Genomic DNA, 1273 nt, shown 5'->3' on the forward strand with positions numbered 1-1273 from the left:
TTCCATTCAAAATGATCAATTTCCAGCTAACGCAATCCGATTTTTGTTAGCTGACAGCTAATCAAAATTACCGGTTTGCAAACATGGGTTTTAAGAAGTCCAGCTAACATTTGGGTTCCGCTCCGTTGTCACCCCTTATTCGGGGATGTAAATCAGAGAAAAGGCGGGAAAAGAAACAATCTCTCCCAAACCTGCAAACATAAATTAGCTGAAACAGTATTCAATTCTATTAGCTACAGCTAATGGTCAAACAGCAATGTCTGTTTGGAACTTTACTATCTATAAAAGTTCCAGGCAGGCATTTTTTAGTTCCTGAATCCTGGAGGAAAGGAGTCAAGATGACTGAGCCAAACAGACAATCAGGAGAAAACGAAGAAAGAATCATAGAAATTGAGATTGAGCGTCTTCGACCGTTCAAAGAGCATCCGTTTCAGGTGAAAGATGATAAGGAAATGTTTCTTCTGCAGGAAAGCATTGAGAAGTATGGAATATTAAATCCGCTGATCGTCAGACCGGTACCGGATGGATACTATGAGATCATATCCGGTCACAGAAGAAAACATGCTGCAGAGAAACTGGGATACCGTAAAGTACCGGTAATCATCCGGGTATTAAGTGAAGATGATTCCATCTTGAGCATGGTAGATTCCAATCTTCACAGAGAACGGATCAGCTACAGTGAAAAAGCATTTGCTTACAAACTGAAGAATGACGTATTAAAAAGAAAAAGTGGTCGAAAAAAGAGCCAAGTTGACCACAAAACACCAAGAAAGCGGGCAATAGAAATCATCAGTGAGGATTGTGGAGATAGCCCAAAACAAGTGCAGCGTTATATCTCACTGACAAAGCTTATACCGGAAATGCTGCAGAAACTGGATGATGAGATTATTTCTTTTTGTCCGGCCGTGGAGATAGCAGCACTGAAAGAAAATGAACAAAGAGAACTGCTTAAAGCAATGGATTATGCACAGGCGATCCCGTCACTCTCACAGGCCCAGAGGATCCGGCAGCTGAGTAAAGAAAAACAGTTATCGCTGGAAAAGATGGAAGAAATTATGTGTGAAGTGAAAAAGGGTGAGATCACCAGAGTAGCATTTACCAATGAGCAGTTACACAAGTATTTTCCAAATTCTTATACACCGGCAATGATGAAACGGGAAATACTGGCACTGTTGAAATTATGGAAAAAAGAATCATGGGAAAGTTAAAGGAGGAAGAAATCATGTGTAAAGTTATATCCGTAGTAAACCAGAAAGGTGGCGTCGGAAAGACC

Annotated in this window: 1 protein-coding gene; it reads left to right on the top strand. The window is 40.6% G+C overall.

The window, feature by feature from the left end; genetic code table 11:
- Window positions 1-242: 242 nt before the first annotated feature.
- Window positions 243-1208: a ParB/RepB/Spo0J family partition protein gene (locus ACLTOQ_RS00435; protein ID WP_412318386.1), complete on the top strand. Its 966-nt coding sequence runs from the start codon at window positions 243-245 to the stop codon at window positions 1206-1208.
- Window positions 1209-1273 lie beyond the last annotated feature (65 nt).

Origin of the sequence: Gallintestinimicrobium sp. (assembly GCF_046968865.1) — a bacterium.
GTDB classification, from domain to species: domain Bacteria; phylum Bacillota; class Clostridia; order Lachnospirales; family Lachnospiraceae; genus Gallintestinimicrobium; species Gallintestinimicrobium propionicum.

Coding starts and splice junctions, on each gene's coding strand:
- ACLTOQ_RS00435 (WP_412318386.1), top strand. CDS start 243: ATGGTCAAACAGCAATGTCTGTTTGGAACTTTACTATCTATAAAAGTT.